Raw genomic sequence first — 19,447 nt, 5'->3', positions numbered from 1 at the left:
GTCTGGCTAATAGCCTCTTGTCGATTAATAATGATGATTGACCTAGTTATCCGATAAGTTCGATTGGCTCTGGCCGCCCCGTGCCGCCCCGCCCGAGACGGGCGAGAAGAGCGGTAAGCGTCCCGGAACGACGCCGTCGCCGTGACGACCCGGCCAACGGCAGTCGGGCGACGGGCGGGTACGCATCGACGAGCTACCACGAGCGGCGAACAGGACGTACGCTTTCGACAAGCACACGCCGATTCACATTGGCACCTATGGACGGTGCACACGGGGGCGAGGAGGGCGTGCGAGGTGTGGTTTCGAGTACTAGGATCGTTGGAGGTGCACGGCCCGTCCGGTCAGTTTCCGATCGTCGCGCAACGTCAGCAAATCATCCTCATGATGACCCTGATCGAGGCGAACCGGAGCGTCGGAATGGACCGGCTCATGGAGGCCGTCTGGGACGACGCACCACCGGCCACCGCGAAGGCGCAGGTGCAGATCTGCATATCGATGCTGCGTCGGATGCTGACCGAGGCCGGCCTGCCACCGGACGTCATCTCCACCACGTCCAACGGATACATGGCGCGGGTGCCCGCCGACCAGCTCGACAGCCTGGCCTTCGCCGACCTGACCCGGCGGGCCCACCAGGCCGTCGCCGAGCACCGCCTCGCCGAGGCCGACGAGCTGTTCCGGACGGCCACCGGACTCTGGCGGGGACACGGGCTGACCACGGGCAACAGCCGGATCCTCAAGGGTGTCGACGTCCGACTGGTCCAGGAACTGGTCGGCGCTGTCGAACAGTGGACCGACGTCCGGCTCCGGCTCGGCACGCACCACGGCCTGGTCGGCTACCTCACCGAGCTGGTCAGTCACCATCCCCTCCGGGAAGGGCTGCGGGTTCGGCTGATGCGGGTGCTGTACCAGTCCGGACAGCAGGCGGAGGCACTGGAGGTCTATCGCAGCGGGCGTCGGCTGCTGGTCGACGAGCTGGGCATCGAGCCCGGCGAGGAGTTGCAGGCGCTGGAGCGGGCGATCCTCAGCGGCTCACCCGACCCGGCGCCGCGGCCGGTCGCGTTGCCCAGCACCGTCCCGATGCCGGAGGTGACCCCGCGCCAGCTGCCCACCGACATCCAGGACTTCACCGGGCACACCGAGCCGGTCCGCCAGCTCCGCCAGCACCTGCTCTCCAGGGGCGACTCGCCCTACAGCGTGCCGGTGGTGGTGGTCTGCGGCAAGGCCGGCGTTGGCAAGACCACCCTCGCCACCCACGTCGGGCACCTGCTCGCCGACGAATTTCCGGACGGCCAGTTGTTCGTCCAGCTCAACAGCCTCTCCGTGCAGCCGGTCACCGTGGCGCAGGCGCTGGAACGGTTCCTGCGGGCGCTCGGGGTGACGGGCAGCGCGATACCGGAACGACTCGAAGAGCGCGCCGAACTCTACCGGCAACTTCTGGCACACCGGCGGATCCTGGTCGTCCTCGACGACGCCGTCGACGAGGAGCAGGTGCGCTGGCTGGTCCCCGGCTCCGCCGGCTGTGCGGTGATGGTGACGAGCCGGTTCCGGCTCACCGGGCAGCCCGGGGTGACCACCGTCAACGTGCACATCTTCGACCAGGAGGAGGCGATGCGGCTGCTGGTCAAGGTGATCGGCAGCGACCGGGCGTACGCCGAGCTGAGCGAGTGCCTGCGGCTGGTGGAGATCTGCGGCGGGCTGCCGATCGGGCTGCGCATCGCCGGTGCCCGGCTGGCGTCCCGCCCGCACTGGTCCATCGGCCGGTTCGTCGAACGCATCGCCGACGAGACCCAGCGGCTGCACGAGCTGGTCTACCGGGGACTCGGCGTGCGGGCCACGCTGGCGCTGACGTACAAGGTGCTCAGCGAGACCGCGCAGCGGCTGTTCCGCCGGCTCGCCATGCTGGAGGTCCACGACTTCCCCGGCTGGCTGGCCGCCCCGCTGCTCGACACCTCGGTGCACGAGGGTGAAGAGGCGCTCGAGGAACTGATCGACGCCCAGTTCGTCGACGTCGAGCGGCTCGGCCGCAGCGGGCGGCTGCGTTTCCGGTTGCACGACCTGATCCGCACCTACGCCCGCGAGCGCCTCGCCCACGACGATTCGCCCGCCGAGCGTGCCGCGGCCCTCGACCGCGCGCTCGGCGCCTGGCTCTACTTCGCCGAACAGGCGCACCGCCGGGAGTACGGCGGTGACCACACGCTGCTGCACGGCAGCGCAGAGCGTTGGCCGCTGCCAGATATCGTTATCGAACGCGAGCTGGTCGACCCGATCCAGTGGTACGAGAGCGAACGGCACGGCATCGTCGCCGCGGTCTGCCAGGCCGCCCGCGCCGGCTTGGACGAGCTCTGCTGGGACCTCGCGCTCACCTCGGTCACCCTGTTCGAGGCGCACAGCTTCTTCGACGACTGGCGTGTCACGCACGAGATGGCGCTGGCCGAGTGCCGCCGCGCCGCCAACCGGCGCGGGGAAGCCGCCATGCTGCACTCGCTGGGTGCGCTGCGGCTGTTCGAGCAGCGGTTCACCGAGGCCGGCTGGCTACTGCGGCCGGCCCAGCACATCTTCACCGAGGTCGGCGACCGGCACGGCCAGGCACTCGTGCTGCGCAACCTGGCCTTCCTGGACCGCGCCCAGGGCCGGATGGCCGACGCGACCCGCCGCTGCGAGCAGGCGCTGCCGCTGCTGCGGGCGGCCGGCGACGCGGTCGGCGAGGCACACGTACTCGGCAGCATGGCGCAGATCCAGCTTGAGCGGGGCGACGCCGACGCGGCCGAGCAGCAGCTGACCCGCGCGCTCGAACTGGTGCACGCCACCGGCAGCCGCCGGATCCGCTGCCAACTGCTGTGCCGGCTCGGTGACCTGCAACTGGCCCAGCAGGACGAGACCGCCGCGGAGGAGACCTTCCGAAACGTGATCAAGTTGGTCCAGGAGTACGGCGACAAGGTCGGCGAGATGTACGCCCGCTACGGCCTCGGCGTCGCGCTGGCCCGGCAGCAGCGCACGGACGAGGCCGAGGCGGAGCTGGTCAAGGTGCAGGACCAGGCGTCCTACCTGCCGCACCGGATGCTCGGCGGGCAGATCCGGATGGTGCGCGGCGGCATCCACCTGGAACGCGGGATGGCCGACCTGGCCCTGGAACTCTTCTCCCAGGCCCAGCAGATCTTCGCCGAACTGGAGATGGACACTTGGCGGGTCAGGGCGCTGCTGGCCGTCGGCGACGCGTACCGCAGCCGTGGGCAGAGCGAGGCGGCCTCGATGGCGTGGCGGGAGTCCCTCGCACTGGCCGACAAACTCGATCCGAAGATCGTCAGACCGGTCGCCGAGGAGCTGCGGGCGCGTACCCGCTGACCCTCCGTCGAGCCCCTGCCCCGCCGGTGGCGGGGTTTCTGCTGTTCGCGGCGCTTAATTTGCGCCATCGCCGCCCCGCCTCCCCGCCGCTTCGCGTGATGGCCCCGCGATAGCTCCGTGAGAATGCCGTGATTGCCCGCACGGCTAGAAAAAGCACAACAGAAAATTCTGCTACGATCCTCGGAGGTCACGATGACGCACTTCCTCGCCGCAGTTTCCGTTCAGCGCGAAACCATCTGGGGCTGAGCGATGTACGCCGACGGCCACGCCAGCGAAGAACGAGCCGAGGACGTCATCCTCATCGGTGGCCCGTCCGACCTGCCCGAGGCCCGGCGCAACTGCCGGGTGGAGGGCGGTACCGCCAAGGTCAAGATCGGCCACCTCGGCGGGCACGAGCACTTCGAGCGTACGGAAGAGCGGTTGAGCAGCTCCACCGGGCTCGCCCGCGTCTACCGGTGGTGCATGCGCACCAGAGTCGCCGAATAGCCGGTGACATCTTCCGGCCAACCGGAAACTGCCATCCGGTCGGCCACCGGGCGCCTTGACAGGACAGTCGCCCCGGTCGAATCTCTGAGCAACGACGAAATTGTTTCGCGCCGCAGGTGTTGCGGTGCGGTTGACACGTGCGCGCCGACGAATGCCGTATTCGGCGGCGCTACCCGCGGGGCGAGCCGGTGAGGTGACGGAATGGTGGATATGCCGAGGACTGTCGTGGACGCGAGGAGGGACGCGGACGGCGGCCAGGAGCCGATCGCCGTGATCGGCATGTCCTGCCGGCTGCCCGACGCGGACAGCCCGGAGGGCTACTGGCAGTTGCTCCGGGACGGGCGGGACGCCGTCGGCGAGGCGCCCGAGGACCGGTGGCCGCGGGGCACTGCCGCCGAGTACCGGCGGGGCGGGTTCGTGGCCCAGGTCGACGGCTTCGACGCCGGGTTCTTCGGCATCACCGGCTACGAGGCCGGGGCCATGGACCCACAGCAGCGGATGATGCTGGAGTTGGCCTGGCACGCCCTGGAGCACGCCCAACTGCCGCCGGGCAGTCTGCGGGGCAGCGCCACCGGCGTCTTCGTCGGTGCGATCGCCGCCGACTACGCCCTGGTGCAGGACCGGGCCGGGGCGGCGGCGGTCACCTCGTACACCCTCACCGGGCAGCAGCGCGGCATCATCGCCAACCGGGTCTCCTACCACCTCGGCCTGGTCGGCCCGAGTGTGGCAGTGGACACCGGACAGTCGTCGTCGCTGGTGGCGGTGCAGCATGCCTGCGAGAGCCTGCGTCGCGGCGACAGTAAGCTGGCGCTGGCCGGCGGCATCAACCTGAACCTGCTGCCGGAGACCACCGACACCATCGGCCGGTTCGGCGCCCTCTCGCCGGACGGCCGCTGCTACACCTTCGACAGCCGGGCCAACGGGTACGTGCGCGGCGAGGGCGGCGGTCTGGTCGTACTCAAGCCGCTGTCGGCGGCCCGGGCCGACGGCGACCGGGTCTACGCCGTCATCCTCGGCGGCGCGGTCAACAACGACGGCGGCGGGGGCGACAGCCTCACCACGCCGAGCCGCGTCGCGCAGGCGGAGGTCATCCGCGCGGCGCACCGGCAGGCCGGGATCGCCGCCGACGGCATCCAGTACGTCGAGCTGCACGGCACCGGCACGCCGGTCGGCGACCCGGTCGAGGCGGCCGCGCTGGGCGACGCGGTGGGCCACGGCCGTACCGGCGCCGACGCCGTGCTGGTGGGATCGGTCAAGAGCAACATCGGGCACCTGGAGGGCGGTGCCGGCATCGCCGGCCTGCTCAAGGTGGTGCTCAGCATCACGCACCGCCAGGTGCCGGCAAGCCTGAACTTCGCCGAGCCGCACCCGGAGATCCCACTTCGCGAGCTGGGTCTCGACCTGGTCACCGCCACCCGCGACTGGCCGGCACCGGACCGTCAGCTGCTTGCCGGGGTCAGCTCGTTCGGTATGGGTGGGACCAACTGTCACCTGGTCGTCGGCGAACCGCCGACGGCCGTACCGGAATCGGCACCATCGGCCACAGTAGAGGCGCTGGCTGCCACGGCCGGGAGCGCTTCGACCGAGACCGACAAATCACCCGCCACGGCTGCGCCGGCCACAGCTGCGCCGGCGGCCGGGGCCGCTCCCTGGGTGCTCAGTGCGCAGTCCGGCTCCGCGCTGCGCGCACAGGCCGCAGCGCTCGCCGCGCACCTGGAAGACCGGCCCGGAACCCGTCCGGTCGACGTCGCCCGGTCGCTGTTGCAGACCCGCGACCTGCTGGCGTACCGGGCGGTCCTGGTCGGCGCCGACCCGGGCGCCGACCTGGACGCGCTGGCGCAGGGCCGGCCGGGTGCGGGCGTGGTCGCCGGCACCGCCGTCGGCGGCCCGGTCACCTTCGTCTTCCCCGGCCAGGGCTCACAGTGGCCGGAGATGGCGCGCGAGCTGCTGGCCGGGTCACCGGTCTTCGCCACCGCGCTCACCGACTGCGCGGCGGCGCTCGCCCCGCACCTCGACTACGACCTGCTGGACGTGCTGCGCGGGCTGCCCGACGCACCAGACCTGGACCGGGCCAGCGTGGTCCAGCCGGCGCTCTGGGCCGTCATGGTGGCGCTCGCCGAGCTGTGGCGCTCGCACGGCGTCGAGCCGGACGCGGTGATCGGTCACTCGCAGGGTGAGATCGCCGCCGCGACAGTGGCCGGCGCACTGTCGCTGGCCGACGCCGCCCGGGTCGTCGCGTTGCGCAGCCGTGCCGCCGAACGGATCGCCGGTCGCGGCAGCATGATGTCGGTCGCTGCCACGGTCGACGAGATCGAGGCGGTGCTCGCCGCACCCGCCCCGGACGTCGTGGTCGCGGCCGTGAACGGCCCCCGGTCGGCAGTGCTGTCCGGCCCGGCGGAGTCCCTCGCCGCCGTGGCGCCGGTCTTCGAGGCTGCCGGGCAGCGGGCGAGGCTCGTCCCGGTCGACTACCCGTCGCACTCCGCGGCCGTCGACGAGCTGCGGTCGGAGATCGTCGAGGCGCTGGCACCGGTCAGCGCCCGGACCGGCCGCGTTCCGCTGGTCTCCACCGTGACCGGCGCCGAGATCGACACCGCCACCATGGACGCCGAGTACTGGTTCCGGGGGCTGCGTCAGCCCGTGCGGTTCGCCGACGCGGTCCGCACCGCGCTCGACTCGGCCGGCGGCGGGATCTTCGTCGAGTGCAGCCCGCACCCGGTGCTGCTCAACAGCGTCGAGGAAACGATCGAGCAGGCCGGCCAAGCGGCCACCGCGAGCGTCGTGGGCACGCTGCGCCGCGGCGAGGGCGGCGCGCAGCGGATCCGAACCGCGCTCGGCGAGGCGTTCGCGGCCGGCGCCCCGGTGCGCTGGGACGTCGCCGACGGGCGCCGGGTCGCCCTGCCCGGGTACGCCTTCCAGCGTCAGCGGTACTGGCTGACCGACCACGGTGGGGCACAGCCCGGCCAAGCCGACGAGGTGTGGCGGCGCGACGACCTGCTGGCGCTGGTGACGAGGCTGGCCGGGGAGGTGCTGGGCCGCCCCGCACCGGTGGATCCGGCCAGCACCTTCAAGAACCTCGGCCTCGACTCCGTCGGCGCCGTCGAACTTCGGCACCGGCTCGGCGCGGCGACCGGCCTGCGGCTGCCCAGCACCATCGTCTACAACCATCCGTCGGCGGAGCAGCTCGCCAGGCACCTGCACGAACTCCTCAGCGGCGCCGAGCCGCCACGACCGGCTCCGGCGGCCCCGACGATGCCGGCCGGGGACGACGCCATCGCGATCGTCGCGATCGGCTGCCGTTACCCCGGCGGCGTCGCCTCGCCCGAGGACCTGTGGCAGGCGGTGGTCACCGGCGCCGACCTGACCGGCGACTTCCCGACCGACCGTGGCTGGAACCTGGCCACCCTGTTCGGGTCGGAGGGCTCCGGCACCAGCTACGTGCGCCGGGGCGGCTTCCTGCGCGGGGCGGACCAGTTCGACGCCGGCTTCTTCGGGATCAGCCCGCGTGAGGCGCTGGCGATGGACCCGCAGCAGCGGATCCTCCTGGAGACGGCCTGGGAGACCATCGAACGGGCCGGCATCGACGCCGCCACGCTGCGCGGCTCGGCCACCGGCGTCTTCGTCGGCATGATGGCGTCGGACTACGGGCCACGGCTGGACCAGCCGGTCAACGGCACCGACGGGCACCTGCTCACCGGCTCCCAGATCAGCGTGGCCTCCGGCCGGATCGCCTACACGTTCGGGTTCACCGGGCCGGCGATGACCGTCGACACCGCCTGCTCCTCGTCACTCGTCGCCATCCACCTCGCCGTCGGAGCGCTACGTCGCGGCGAGTGCACCGCCGCGCTGGCCGGCGGCGCCACCGTGATGTCCCGGCCCGGAACCTTCGTCGAGTTCAGCCGGCAGCACGGGCTCGCCGCCGACGGGCGGTGTAAATCGTTCTCGGCCGAGGCCGACGGGACGGCGTTCGCCGAGGGTGTCGGTCTGCTGCTGCTGGAACGGCTCTCCGACGCACAACGCCTCGGCCACCCCGTACTCGCCGTCATCCGCGGCACCGCCGTCAACCAGGACGGCGCCAGCAACGGCCTCACCGCACCCAACGGCACCGCCCAACAAGCCGTCATCCGCCAAGCACTCACCAACTCCCACCTCACCCCCGCCGACATCGACGCCGTCGAAGCACACGGCACCGGCACCCGACTCGGCGACCCCATCGAAGCCCAAGCCCTCATCACCACCTACGGCCACCACCACACCCCCGACAACCCACTCTGGCTCGGCTCGATGAAGTCGAACATCGGCCACACCCAAGCCGCCGCCGGCGTAGCCGGCGTCATCAAAATGGTCATGGCCATGCGAAACGGCCTGCTCCCCGCCACCCTGCACGCGGCCGAGCCGTCCCCCGAGGTGGACTGGGTCGACGGTGGCGTGCAGGTGCTCTCCGCCGCCCGGGACTGGCCCGAGGCCGGGCGCCCGCGCCGGGCCGGGGTCTCCTCGTTCGGGATCAGCGGCACCAACGCCCACGTCATCGTGGAGGCGGTGCCGACCCGGGCCGTGCCGCCGGCCGACGAGCACACCCCCGCGTCCCGCCCGACCGCCTGGGTACTCACCGCGCAGAGCGACGCGGCGCTGCGCGGCCAGGCCGGCCGGCTGCACGACCGGGTCGCGGCCGACGAGGACCTGCCGATCGCCGACGTGGCGCACACCCTCGCCACCGGCCGGGGCCGGTTCGACCGCCGCGCCGTGCTGCTCGGCCACGACCGCACGGAACTACTCGCCGGGCTGGCCGCCCTGCGCGACGGCGACCCGTCGCCGGCCCTGGTCACCGGCCGGGCCGACGGCGGCGCGGGTACGGCGTTCGTCTTCACCGGGCAGGGCGGCCAGCGACCCGGCATGGGGCGGGAGCTGTACGACGCCTTCGACGTCTTCGCCCGCGCCCTCGACGAGGTGTGCGCGGCCGTCGACCGGCACCTGGACCGCCCACTCCGGGAGGTCATGTTCACCGACCCGGACGGGGTGCTGAACGAGACCCGCTACACCCAGCCCGCCCTCTTCGCCTACCAGGTGGCCGCGTACCGGCTGCTGGAGTCGTTCGGCGTACGGCCGGACCGGGTCGCCGGGCACTCGGTGGGCGAGATCGCCGCCGCGTACGTCGCCGGGGTGTGGAGCCTCGCGGACGCCGCCCGGCTGGTGGTCGTCCGGGGCAGCCTCATGCAGCGACTGCCGGTCCGCGGCGCCATGGTGGCGATCGCCGCCTCCGCCGACGAGGTGCGCCCCACCCTGGCCGGGCACGCCGACGTCGGCCTGGCCGCCGTCAACGGGCCCGGCAGCGTGGTCGTCTCCGGCGACGAGGACGCCTGCCAGCGGATCGCCGAGCACTGGCAGGCCGCGGGCCGGCGGGTGCGCAGGCTCACCGTGAGCCACGCCTTCCACTCGCCGCTGATGGAGCCGATGCGGGCCGGATTCGCCGCCGAACTCGCCGGGGTGACCTTCGCCGAGCCGACCCTCGACCACGTCACCGACCTGGCCGGTCTCGGCGTCCGGACCGGCTGGTCCGAGCCGGCGTACTGGGTCGAGCAGATCCGGCAGCCGGTCATGTTCCAGGCGGTCGTGGCCGAACTGCACCGGCGCGGCACGGACGCGTTCGTCGAGGTCGGACCGCAGCCGGTGTTGTCGGCGATGGTGCGGGACAGCCTGCCGGACGAGGGCAGCGGCGTAGTGGTGACCGCGCTGCACCGCAAGGGCCGCCCCGAGCCGCTCGCGGTGGCCGGCTGCCTCGCCGAGCTGTTCGCCGCCGGCAACGCCGTCGACTGGACTCCGCTCACCGCCGGCGGACGCACCGTCGACCTGCCCACCTACGCCTTCGACCGACGCCGCAGCTGGCTCAGCATGGACGTCTCGGCCGACCTCACCTCGGCCGGCCTGCGCAACGCCAGCCACCCGATGCTGCGGATGACCGTCGACGTCGGCGGCGACGGCGTGGTCGCCACCGGCCGGCTCTCGGTCGGCAGCCTGCCCTGGCTCGGCGAGCACCGGATGGCCGGCGCGCTGATCGTGCCGGGCACGGCAATTCTCGACCTGGTCCTGGAGGTGGCCGCCCAGGCCGGCTGCGACTCGGTCGAGGAGTTGACGTTCGAGACCGGGATGGTCCTGCCCGCCGAGGGGGACCTGCTGGTGCAGCTCGTCATCGGCGCCGGCGAGCCGCGTACCGTACGGGTCTACTCGCGTACCGATGGGGTCGCGGAGTGGACCCGGCACGCCTCCGGCACGGTCACCTCGACCGCCCAGCCGGCCGGTGAACTCGGCTGGGCGACCGCGTGGCCGCCGCCGGACGCGACCGCCGAGCCGTTCGACGACGAGGCGTACGAGCGGCTCGCCGACCGCGGCTACGAGTACGGCGACTCGTTCCGGGCCGTCCGTGGCGTGTGGCGGCGCGGGGACGAGATCTTCGCCGAGATCACCGGCGAGCGCGGCCTCGACGTCGCCGGGTACGGCCTGCACCCGGCCCTGCTCGACGCGGCGTTGCACCCGTTCGTGCTGGCCGGCGACTCGGACGAGCTGCGTCTGCCGTTCCAGTTCCGCAACGTACGGCTGTTCGCCACCGCCGCCACCACGCTGCGGGTACGGCTCGCCGCCACCGCCCCCGACACGCTGACGCTGCTGGCGGCCGACAACGCCGGTGCCCCGGTGCTGGCGGCGGAGGCGCTTGCGCTGCGGGCGGTACCCGCGAACTTCCGCCCGAACGTCGCGACCGGTGATGCCGACGGGTTGTACACCATCGACTGGGAGGACGTTTCGGTCCCGTCCGAGGGCGCGCTGCCCTCGGTCGTCGTGACCGACGGCTCGTTCGCCGACGTCACCGGTCAGCCCGACGCGATCGTCCTTCCGGTGCCCTCGGACGCGGACCCGGAGGCCGCCTGCGCCGAGGTTCTGGCGGCGATCCAGCGGTGGCTCGCCGACGAGCGGCTGGCCGAGTCCCGGCTCGTCGTGGTGACCGAACGCGCCGTGGTCACCGCGCCCGGCGACGTCCTGGCCGGTCCCGGTGTCGGCGCGGTGTGGGGTTTGGTGCGGGTGGCGCAGTCGGAGTTCCCCGACCGGGTCGTCCTGGTCGACGTCGACACCCCCACCAACTCCCTCGACGACTCCCTCGACCTGATCGCCGGGATCATCCACACCGGAACACCCCAAGCCGCGACCCGCGGACGCCAGGTCCGAATCCCCCGACTGACCCGCGCCAACCCCGGACTCACACCCCCCAACCACACCGCCTGGGCCCTACACTCCGCCGGCGGCGGCACCTTCGACAGCCTCACCCTCACCCCACAAGACACCGACACCCGCCCCCTGCGACCCGGCGAACTCCGCATCGCCGTCCGCGCCGCCGGAGTCAACTTCCGCGACGTCGTCGTCGCCCTCGGCATGGTCCCCGGCCTCGAAGGACTCGGCGGCGAAGGCGCCGGCACCATCATCGAAACCGGCCCCGACGTCACCGGACACACCACCGGCGACCGCGTCTTCGGACTCCTCCCCAACGCCTTCGGCCCCACCACCATCGTCGACGCCCGACTCGTCGCACCCATCCCACCGGACTGGACCTACGCCCAAGCAGCAGCAGTACCCATCGCCTTCCTCACCGCCTACTACGGACTCATCACCCTCGCCAACCTCCAACCCGGACAACGAGTCCTCATCCACGCCGCCACCGGCGGAGTCGGCATGGCCGCCGTCCAACTCGCCCGCAACATCGGCGCCGAAATCCTCACCACCGCATCACCAACAAAATGGCCCACCCTCCAACAACAAGGAATCCCCGACACCCACATCGCCAACTCAAGAAACCTCGACTTCGAACACAAATACGCCGACGGCGTCAACGTCGTCCTCAACTCCCTCGCCGGCGAATACATCGACGCCTCACTACGACTCCTCCACCCCGACGGCCACTTCATCGAAATGGGCAAAACCGATATCCGGCCCGTCGAAACCATCAACACCACCCACCCACACATCCACTACCAAGCCTTCGACCTCCCCGAAGCCGGCCCCGACCACATCAACACCATGCTCACCCACATCCTCCACATGTTCACCAACAACAAACTCCACCACCTCCCCAAAACCTGCTACGACATCCGCCAAGCCGACACCGCACTCCGCTACCTCTCCCAAGCCCGCCACACCGGCAAAATCATCCTCACCATCCCCACCCCACCAAACCCACACCACACCACCCTCATCACCGGCGGCACCGGAACACTCGCCCAACACGTCGCCCGCCACCTCGTCCACCACCACGGACACCGCAACCTCATCCTCACCACCCGCCGCGACACCAACCCCCCAGAAATCACCCAACTCATCAACGAACTCCAACAACACGGCGCCACCATCACCACCACCAACTGCGACATGACCAACCCCGACCAAATCCACCAACTCATCACCAGCATCAAAAACCTCGACACCGTCATCCACACCGCCGGAATCCTCGACGACGGCATCCTCACCCACCAAAACCCCCAACGACTCCACACCACCTGGGCACCCAAAGCCCACGCCGCCTGGACCCTCCACCACACCACCACCACCCACCACCCCAACCTCACCCACTTCATCCTCTTCTCCTCCATCGCCGCCACCCTCGGCAACCCCGGCCAAGCCAACTACGCCGCCGCCAACGCCTACCTCGACACCCTCGCCACCTGGCGCCAACACCAAGGCCTCCCCGCCACCTCCATCGCCTGGGGCCTCTGGAACACCCAATCCACAATGACCACCGACCTCACCACCACCCACCACAACCGACTCAACCGCACCGGCATCACCCCCATCACCCCCACCACCGCCCTCGCCCTCCTCACCACCGCCCTCACCACCCACCACCCCAACCCCACCGCCACCCAATGGGACCTCAGCGGGCTGCGGGCCCGGGTCAATGCGGGCGAGGACGTGCCGCCCCTACTACGCGGTCTCGTCCGGGCGCCCCGCCGCACGGCCGCCGTGTCGAGCACCCCGGCCGCCGACGCCGCCGGGCTGCGCGAGCGGATCGGCGTGATGGCCCCGGAAGCGGCCCGGCAGGCGCTGGCCGACCTGGTCGCCACCCAGGTGGCCAGCGCGCTGGCCCTCTCGTCGGCCTCCGAGGTGAAGCCGAACCGGACGTTCCGGGAAGCCGGCTTCGACTCGCTCACCTCTGTCGAGCTGCGCAACCGGCTCTCCGGCGCGCTCGGCACCAAGCTGGCCGCCACCGTCGTCTTCGACCACCCCACCCCCCGCCAGCTCGCCGAACACCTGCACGAACTGCTCGCCGCCACCGCCACCTCGGCGCCCACGGCCGCGATCGCGGCCGTGCCGGCCGCCGCCGGCCAGGCGGAGCCGGCGGACGACGACCCCATCGCGCTGGTGGCGATGGCCTGCCGCTATCCCGGTGCCGTCGCCTCGCCGGAGGACCTGTGGGAGCTGGTCGCCGCCGGCACCGACGCGGTGAGCGACTTCCCCACCGACCGGGGCTGGGACCTGGACGCGCTGTTCCGGGGCGCCGGGGCAGGCACCAGCACGACCCGGCAGGGAGGTTTCGTCGCCGGCGTGGACCGGTTCGACCCGGGATTCTTCGGGATCAGCCCGCGTGAGGCGCTGGCGATGGACCCGCAGCAGCGGATCCTCCTGGAGACGGCCTGGGAGACCATCGAACGGGCCGGCATCGACGCCGCCACCCTGCGCGGCTCGGCCACCGGCGTCTTCGTCGGCATGATCGCCTCGGACTACGGGCCACGCCTGGACCAGCCGGCCAGCGACACCGACGGACACCTGCTCACCGGCTCCCAGGCCAGCGTGGCCTCCGGCCGGATCGCCTACACCTTCGGGTTCACCGGGCCGGCGATGACCGTCGACACCGCCTGCTCCTCGTCACTCGTCGCCATCCACCTCGCCGTCGGAGCGCTACGTCGCGGCGAGTGCACCGCCGCACTGGCCGGCGGCGCCACCGTGATGCCCCGGCCCAGCGCGTTCGTGCAGTTCAGCATGCAGCACGGGCTCGCCGCCGACGGGCGGTGCAAGGCCTTCTCCAGCGCCGCCGACGGCACCGGCTGGGGCGAGGGGGCCGGTCTGCTGCTGCTGGAACGGCTCTCCGACGCACAACGCCTCGGCCACCCCGTACTCGCCGTCATCCGCGGCACCGCCGTCAACCAGGACGGCGCCAGCAACGGCCTCACCGCACCCAACGGCACCGCCCAACAAGCCGTCATCCGCCAAGCACTCACCAACTCCCACCTCACCCCCGCCGACATCGACGCCGTCGAAGCACACGGCACCGGCACCCGACTCGGCGACCCCATCGAAGCCCAAGCCCTCATCACCACCTACGGCCACCACCACACCCCCGACAACCCACTCTGGCTCGGCTCAGTCAAGTCGAACATCGGCCACACCCAAGCCGCCGCCGGCGTAGCCGGCGTCATCAAAATGGTCATGGCCATGCGCAACGGCCTGCTCCCCCCGACGTTGCACGTCAACGAGCCGTCGCCGCACGTGGACTGGACCGGGTCCGGCGTACGCCCGCTCACCGAGCCGCAGCCGTGGCCGGAGAGTGGTCGCCCGCGCCGGGCCGGGGTCTCCTCGTTCGGCATGAGCGGCACAAACGTGCACCTCGTCCTGGAGCAGTACGACACGACCGCGCCGACCGAGCCGGAGTCCGAAGACGACGGGTACGCCTGGGTGGTCTCGGCCCGCACCCGGAGTGCGCTCGCCGACCTGGCCGGGCAGTTGGGCGAGCACCTCGCGGCACATCCGGGCGACAGCCTCGCCGGTACCGCCCGGGGCCTCGCCGCCCGGTCCCGTTTCGAGCACCGCGCCGTCGTCGTCGGCGCCGGCCACGACGACCTGGTCCGCGGCCTCGCCGCGATCTCCGCCGGTGACGACGCGGCGGAGGTGGTCTCCGGGGTCAGCCGCCGGGACCGCGAGCGACCGGTGCTGGTCTTCCCCGGCCAGGGGGCACAGTGGGCCGGCATGGGTGCGGCCCTGCTGGACACCGCACCGGTGTTCCGGGACGCCATCGCCGCCTGCGAGACCGCCCTGGCGCCGTACGTCGACTGGTCGTTGACCGAGGTGCTGCGGGCCGGCCCGGACGACGGCCGGCTGGAGCGGCTCGACGTCGTGCAGCCCGCCTCGTTCGCGATGATGGTCGCGCTCGCCCGGCTGTGGGAGTCGGTGGGTGTCACGCCGGCCGCGGTGATCGGCCACTCCCAGGGCGAGATCGCCGCCGCGCACATCGCCGGGGCGCTCACCCTGGACCAGGCCGCCGCGGTAACCGCGTTGCGTTCCCAGGCCCTCACCGCGCTCTCCGGTCGAGGCGGCATGGTCTCGGTGCCGCTGCCCGAGGAACGGGTCCGGCAGTTGCTGGCGGACTGGCCGGACCGGCTGGGTGTGGCCGCCGTGAACGGACCCGCCTCGGTCGTGGTCAGCGGGGACGCCACGGCGGTCGACGAGTTCCTGGCCGCGTGCGCGGCGCGGGACGTCGACGCCCGCAGGATCCCGGTCGACTACGCGTCGCACTCGCACCACGTCGAGGAGGTCGAGCAGCGACTCCGCGAGGCGCTCGGCTCCGTCGCGCCCACCGCCGGCACCGTGGCGATCATCTCCACCGTGACGGGCGAGCCGGTCGACGAGTCCACCATGGACGCCGGCTACTGGTACGCCAACCTGCGCCAGCAGGTCCGGTTCGACGCCGCGGTACGCGCCGCGCTGGATGCCGGGCACGACGCCTTCATCGAGGTCAGCGCACACCCCGTACTCGCGATGGGGTTGACCCAGACCATCGCGGACGCCGGAGCGGACGCGACGGTCTGCGGCACGCTGCGCCGCGACCAGGGTGACCGGGCACGGCTGCTGCGCAGCTGGGCCGAGGCGTTCACCTCGGGCGTCCCGGTCGACTGGACCGCCGTGTACCCGGGTGCCCCGGCGACGCTGCCGCAACTGCCCGGCTATCCGTTCCAGCGCGACCGCTACTGGTTGACGAGCCCGGCCGATGCCGGCGACCCGGGCGGACACGGGCTGCTCGGCACCGCGATGCCGGTCGCCGACACGGACCGCTGGCTGCTCACCGGCCGGCTGTCCCGGCACACCCACCCGTGGCTGGCCGACCACGCCGTCCGCGGCAGCGTGCTGCTGCCCGGCACCGCCTTCGTCGAACTGGCCGTGCACGCCGTCGACCGGGTCGGTGCCGGCGGGATCGAGGAGCTGACCCTGCACGCGCCGCTGCTGCTGCCAACCTCCGGAACGGTGCTGCTGCAACTGTGGGTGGACGAGCCGGACGAGCAGGGTCGCCGACCGGTCACCATCTCCGGCGGCCTGGGCGCGGACCCGCAGCACTGGGTGCGGTACGCGGACGGCCTGCTCGGCGCCGCCGAGGTCGCCGTCCCCGCCACCGGGGGCATCGGCGCGGCGTGGCCGCCGGCCGGCGCCCGGCCGGTACCGCTCGACGGGGCGTACGACGACCTCGCGCAGGCGGGATACGAGTACGGTCCCGCCTTCCGCGGCCTGCGGGGGGTGTGGCAGGAGGGCGAGGACCTGTACGTCGAGGCCGTCCTGCCGGAGCCGGCCGAGCCGGAGCGGTTCGAACTGCACCCGGCACTGCTCGACGCCGCCCTGCACGGCCTGCTCGCCAGTGGCTGGTTCGCCGGCCCCCCGCGGGACGCCGCCGACCGGATCGTGCTGCCGTACGCCTGGTCGGGTGTGCGGTTGCACGCCGGGCAGGCGTCGGTGTTGCGGATGCGGATGCGGCGCACCGGCCCGGAACAGGTCGCCCTGCTCGCCGTCGACACCGCCGGCGCCCCGGTACTGGAGGTGGCGGCGCTGTCGCTGCGCGAGGCAGCCGACATCGGGACCGCCGGCACCGGGATCGCGGCAACGCCGGACCAGCTCTACCAGGTCGAGTGGGTACCGGCGCCGGTCGGTCCGGGACCGTTCACCGGTACCTGGTGGGTGCCGGCCGAGCTGACCGGGGAGGTGCCCGGCGCGGTCGGGTACGCGAGCTGGGCCGAGCTGCGCGCCGCGGAGCCGGACGGGACCGCGGTGGTGGTCTGCCCGTCGATCATCGACGCGTCCGAGGCCGAGACGCAGACCGCCGACCTGCTGGAGCTGATGCAGCACTGGCTCGCCGGGCCGGACACCCGGATCGTGGTCGCCACGCTGGGGATGTCCGCGGTGTGGGGTTTGGTGCGGGTGGCGCAGTCGGAGTTCCCCGACCGGGTCGTCCTGGTCGACGTCGACACCCCCACCAACTCCCTCGACGACTCCCTCGACCTGATCGCCGGGATCATCCACACCGGAACACCCCAAGCCGCGACCCGCGGACGCCAGGTCCGAATCCCCCGACTGACCCGCGCCAACCCCGGACTCACACCCCCCAACCACACCGCCTGGGCCCTACACTCCGCCGGCGGCGGCACCTTCGACAGCCTCACCCTCACCCCACAAGACACCGACACCCGCCCCCTGCGACCCGGCGAACTCCGCATCGCCGTCCGCGCCGCCGGAGTCAACTTCCGCGACGTCGTCGTCGCCCTCGGCATGGTCCCCGGCCTCGAAGGACTCGGCGGCGAAGGCGCCGGCACCATCATCGAAACCGGCCCCGACGTCACCGGACACACCACCGGCGACCGCGTCTTCGGACTCCTCCCCAACGCCTTCGGCCCCACCACCATCGTCGACGCCCGACTCGTCGCACCCATCCCACCGGACTGGACCTACGCCCAAGCAGCAGCAGTACCCATCGCCTTCCTCACCGCCTACTACGGACTCATCACCCTCGCCAACCTCCAACCCGGACAACGAGTCCTCATCCACGCCGCCACCGGCGGAGTCGGCATGGCCGCCGTCCAACTCGCCCGCAACATCGGCGCCGAAATCCTCACCACCGCATCACCAACAAAATGGCCCACCCTCCAACAACAAGGAATCCCCGACACCCACATCGCCAACTCAAGAAACCTCGACTTCGAACACAAATACGCCGACGGCGTCAACGTCGTCCTCAACTCCCTCGCCGGCGAATACATCGACGCCTCACTACGACTCCTCCACCCCGACGGCCACTTCATCGAAATGGGCAAAACCGATATCCGGCCCGTCGAAACCATCAACACCACCCACCCACACATCCACTACCAAGCCTTCGACCTCCCCGAAGCCGGCCCCGACCACATCAACACCATGCTCACCCACATCCTCCACATGTTCACCAACAACAAACTCCACCACCTCCCCAAAACCTGCTACGACATCCGCCAAGCCGACACCGCACTCCGCTACCTCTCCCAAGCCCGCCACACCGGCAAAATCATCCTCACCATCCCCACCCCACCAAACCCACACCACACCACCCTCATCACCGGCGGCACCGGAACACTCGCCCAACACGTCGCCCGCCACCTCGTCCACCACCACGGACACCGCAACCTCATCCTCACCACCCGCCGCGACACCAACCCCCCAGAAATCACCCAACTCATCAACGAACTCCAACAACACGGCGCCACCATCACCACCACCAACTGCGACATGACCAACCCCGACCAAATCCACCAACTCATCACCAGCATCAAAAACCTCGACACCGTCATCCACACCGCCGGAATCCTCGACGACGGCATCCTCACCCACCAAAACCCCCAACGACTCCACACCACCTGGGCACCCAAAGCCCACGCCGCCTGGACCCTCCACCACACCACCACCACCCACCACCCCAACCTCACCCACTTCATCCTCTTCTCCTCCATCGCCGCCACCCTCGGCAACCCCGGCCAAGCCAACTACGCCGCCGCCAACGCCTACCTCGACACCCTCGCCACCTGGCGCCAACACCAAGGCCTCCCCGCCACCTCCATCGCCTGGGGCCTCTGGAACACCCAATCCACAATGACCACCGACCTCACCACCACCCACCACAACCGACTCAACCGCACCGGCATCACCCCCATCACCCCCACCACCGCCCTCGCCCTCCTCACCACCGCCCTCACCACCCACCACCCCAACCCCACCGCCACCCAATGGGACCTCAGCGACCCCGCCTCGCTGCCGCCGATGCTCAGCGGTCTGGTGCCGGGCGTCCGGCGGCGGGCACAGGCCCAGACCCGGTACGACGACCCGGGCCTGCCCGACCGGTTGGCCTCGCTCTCCGGCACGGAACGGCAGCGGATGCTGGAGGACCTGGTCCGGCAGCAGGCGTCGATCGTGCTCGCCCAGAACTCCGTCGACGGTGTCGACCCCGAGCAGGCCTTCCGCGACCTCGGGTTCGACTCGCTCACCTCGGTCGAGCTGCGCAACCGGCTCTCCGGCCTCACCGGCCTGCGCCTGGCCGCCACCGTCGTCTTCGACCACCCCACCCCCCGCCAGCTCGCCGAACACCTGCGCGACGCGCTGGCCCCGCCCGACGAGGACCCGCTGACCGAGGTCGAACGGCTGCTGGCGGCGCGGGCCGACGCGCCCGGACTGGCCGACCTGCTCCGCCGGTACCTGGACCGGCTGGGTCCGGGCTGGTCGGCGACGGAGTCGCTGGACACCGCGACCGCGTCGGACGAGGAACTGTTCGCGGTCATCGACGGCGACCCGCAGAAGGGCTGAG

3 protein-coding genes are annotated in these 19,447 nt (G+C 71.7%); all 3 read left to right on the top strand.

Annotation, left to right across the window (positions count from 1 at the left end):
- Positions 1–384: 384 nt before the first annotated feature.
- The 3 genes from O7626_RS04020 to O7626_RS04010 all read left to right on the top strand — a co-directional run bounded on the left by O7626_RS04020 (position 385) and on the right by O7626_RS04010 (position 19,446).
- Positions 385–3,342: a BTAD domain-containing putative transcriptional regulator gene (locus tag O7626_RS04020; protein ID WP_278059359.1), complete on the top strand. Its 2,958-nt coding sequence runs from the start codon at positions 385–387 to the stop codon at positions 3,340–3,342.
- Between the two features lie 249 nt (positions 3,343–3,591).
- The gene (locus tag O7626_RS04015) at positions 3,592–3,828 is read left to right on the top strand and encodes a DUF5988 family protein (RefSeq protein ID WP_278059357.1); all 237 of its coding nucleotides are present in this window, start codon (positions 3,592–3,594) and stop codon (positions 3,826–3,828) included.
- A gap of 225 nt (positions 3,829–4,053) precedes the next feature.
- Positions 4,054–19,446 (top strand): type I polyketide synthase, encoded by a 15,393-nt coding sequence (locus O7626_RS04010; RefSeq protein WP_278059356.1) that lies wholly within the window; start codon positions 4,054–4,056, stop codon positions 19,444–19,446.
- Position 19,447: the final 1 nt, after the last annotated feature.

Origin of the sequence: Micromonospora sp. WMMD1102, from assembly GCF_029626265.1 — a bacterium.
Lineage (GTDB): Bacteria > Actinomycetota > Actinomycetes > Mycobacteriales > Micromonosporaceae > Plantactinospora.
Note: the sequence above shows the minus strand (reverse complement) of the source record. Positions and strands in the feature narration are given on the sequence as shown.

What these genes read in the sequence shown, in the direction of transcription:
- O7626_RS04020 (WP_278059359.1), top strand. Translation starts at nt 385, where the DNA reads ATGACCCTGATCGAGGCGAACCGGAGCGTCGGAATGGACCGGCTCATG.
- O7626_RS04015 (WP_278059357.1), top strand. Translation starts at nt 3,592, where the DNA reads ATGTACGCCGACGGCCACGCCAGCGAAGAACGAGCCGAGGACGTCATC.